Annotated in this window: 2 protein-coding genes; both read right to left on the bottom strand. The window is 39.9% G+C overall.

Going from position 1 to position 3,348, the window contains the following annotated elements; translation table 11 throughout:
• A partial coding sequence (locus AC1DPQ_RS22025; protein WP_477610879.1) for a ligand-binding sensor domain-containing protein occupies positions 1-2,591 on the bottom strand: 2,591 nt, incomplete at its 3' end.
• A 251-nt stretch (positions 2,592-2,842) separates the two neighbouring features.
• Positions 2,843-3,193: an L-rhamnose mutarotase gene (locus AC1DPQ_RS22020; RefSeq protein WP_057935177.1), complete on the bottom strand. Its 351-nt coding sequence runs from the start codon at positions 3,191-3,193 to the stop codon at positions 2,843-2,845.
• Positions 3,194-3,348 lie beyond the last annotated feature (155 nt).

Below are 3,348 nucleotides of genomic sequence, written 5' to 3'. Positions count from 1 at the left end.
TCCAGGTACCTGCCATCCTGATGGAGAAGATCCTTTACGGGGTTGATGATCAGTGTGAGGGGAGTTCTGAATTCATGCGAAATGTTTGTAAAGAATGTCGATCTCTTTTCATTGAGCTCCTTTTCCTTTTCACTTTCGAGATGGGCAATCTTTATCTCATATCTCAGTTTTTCCTGTTTTCTCCGGTAAGAAATATAAATCCCGGCCCCTAGAAGAATCAGCATAGTATAAATCACATAAGCCCACCATGTCAGATACCATGGAGATCTGATCCTTATAATCAAAGTTGTTGCTTCGTTGTTCCAGGCCCTGTCACTGTTGGTCGCCTTTACTTCAAAACGATAGACTCCGGGGTTCAGATTTGTATAAGTAGCATTACGCTGATTGCCTACCTCATTCCATTTTTTATCGAAGCCCACTAACCGGTAAGCATATTCTATTTTCATCGGATCGGCATAATTTAGTGCAACAAATTCCAACGAAAAAACACTTTGATCATACTCAAGGACAATTTCTTTTGCAGTATTGATGTTTTCCTTTAAGGGACCTGTTTGCTTTGGCAGCACGGATTTGCTAAATACCATAAAATCGGTAATATAAACTTTGGGACTGCCCTCATTTAAGGTAACCTGTTTAGGGTGAAAAGCAATATAACCTTTGCTTCCGGCAACAAAAATAGAATCGCCGTTACGCCCAAGAATAGCATTTACCGAAAACCCGTCAGCCTCATCAAAATTCCTAACCTTACTGGTCGCTGGAACCAAGCTGGATATACCGTTCTCGGTTATCAGCCAAATGGTTCCCTGGCTATCTTCAATGATATCTTTGAAGATATTACTGGAAAAGCCTTCCCTTTTCGAATAGCCCTGAAACTGCTTTGTGCGTGGATTGTACATATTTAATCCATCAGGAGTACAGATCCAAATATTCTTTTTAGTGTCAAGGAAAATTTTATTTATAACATTGCTGCTTAATCCATTATCAGTCGTGACCTGCGTGAAGCTACCAGTTTTTCTATCGAATATATTTACCCCTCCACCATAAGTCCCTACCCAAATCCTACCATCAGAAGCTTTGCAGAGCACATAAGCGTGATTATTATTTATTGAAAGCGCATTTTGAGGCTGGTTATAGAAATGCTGGTATTTGTTTTTATTCCGGTCAAAAATCTTTATTCCTGCATCAGTCGCCAGAACATATACGCCTTTATCAAGCTCTAAAATACTCCTGAAAACATCTTCGTTAAATAGATTACCGATTGAAGAGTGATGATAGTGGTGGGTGAAGACAGCTTTACGCTCATCGTAGCTATCAAAACCGTTCTCTGTTAATATCCAGAGAATCCCATTGGTGTCGAAATAAAGGTCACTTATGTTATTACTTGTAAGACTGTTAGCTGCTTGGCTCTTTGTAAACAGCTGTGTTTTTCCAGATTTTCTTTCAACTTTAAAAAGGCCATTATCAGTGCCGAACCAAATTGATGAATCTCCTACAAGCATACTGCTGATACCCCTGTTTCCAAACGGCAGTGGCTTAATTTTTAAATTATAACGCTGATGATCTATTTTGTACAGTCCGTTTACTGCATTTATCCACACGATACCGTTCACGTCTTTATACGACTCACCGTTGGCATAGTTTTTTATGCTACCGATCTTTTCCCACTTTTTTGACAGTATACCATAGCGATAAAAACCGTTGCTACCCCCAATGAGCAGCGATCTGTCATCCAAGGGCATAATACTGAAGACGGAATATGTTTCATTTTCCGGATGCTGAATCTTAGAGAATTTACTGCTTTTTACGTCGAAACTAAAAAGACCGTTCCAATAGGTTCCAACCCATATACTTCCATTTGAAGCGTAACTGAGGGACCAAATGTCATTTGGATTTTTCTCTCCATTGACGTGATATTGACGGAAGCTGGTAAAGAGCCTGCTTTTTTTATCAAATTTGTTAAGCCCCCCGCTCCAATTCCCCAGCCATAAATTGTTGCCGTCATCCTGGATGATCGCGTTAACAGATTTGCCTACCATACTGCCTGGTCTTGTGGGATGTGGCTTATAAATGCGAAATTGTTGCCGATCGGGTATATACTGATTAAATCCATCATCGGTACCAATCCAAACGGTTTCTTCCCTATCACACAAAATAGACCATACCTTATTATTGCTTAAAGAGCCTGGCTTTTTTTCGTTGTGGAAAAATCTTTTGAAAGTTTCAGAAAGCGGATCGAACAGATTGAGCCCGTCCATTGTTGCCACCCATATCCGGCCCTGACGGTCCAAACAGAGTGCGTTGATATAATTGTTTGTAATGGAGGTGCTATCACCTATTTTCTTTGAAAACACCTTAAAATTAAAGCCATCGAAACGGCACAGACCATTTTCGGTTCCAACCCATATAAACCCCTTTTTATCCTGGAGTGTAGCAGTAGTGCTCTTTGAGGGAAGCCCATCGGCTATCGTATAGTTTTTGGTAGTTAACCATCGTTTGCTGACGGATTCGTCATTTATAGACTGGGCAAAAGCAGCATGAAAGCTAATTATGATCAGACAAAATGAAAAAAACATTCTGATGGCAATCATCATAATATACTTGGTTTGGTGGGTAAACTTAGTACATTAAAGGCGGATATCATACAGGGCGATAAAAATTCACGTGTCTAAGATTATCTAAACGGGCTCATTTTTGTAATCAGACCAAGATGTCTTTTGATCCCATTTAAGATTTCTCATTTCAAAAGCTACACCAGCATAAGGTGCAGTACACCATCAAGAAGGTCTTTTTCTAGCGGTTAGCGGGAAGAGTCATAGCGCTGCTTTCATTAATGGCTGGTCGTTTACTTAATTTGTTTTGCGCAATCCAATTCGAATATTTTTTCCATAAGTACCCACTTCACTCCTTCGTCGGCAAAGGGCAAAGGTTGCTGAAACTTCCACATGAGTTTTTCCCATTGCTGGACCTTTTCATTTTTCTCATCCATCTGCGCCTTATGTGAGAAACTGAACTTTTCGGTGGTTTCCATCGACATAAATAGCCGATTTGAAACCCTATAGATTTCCATTTTTAAAATTCCGGAATCAATAATGCTAGCCGTTATTTCCGGCCAGCCATGTTTATGGTAGTCTTCGTATTCGGCAATGAGCGCAGCGTCATCAATCAGATCAAGCGCAAGGGCGTATTTTTTCATATTTAAAGGTGTATTTGAAAGTAATTTGGCTTGCAATTGAGACGCTGATGGGCAGAATAGATTTTTCTAAACCTTGGCATTTATTGTAAGTATTCAAGCCAACAATGGGGTAAAGTAAGCTGACCGATGTAAATCTCCGGTTATGTAAACACTAC

It is taken from the genome of Pedobacter sp. 01T416_2 (genome assembly GCF_056398925.1).
This window is presented reverse-complemented; position numbering and strand designations above follow the sequence as displayed.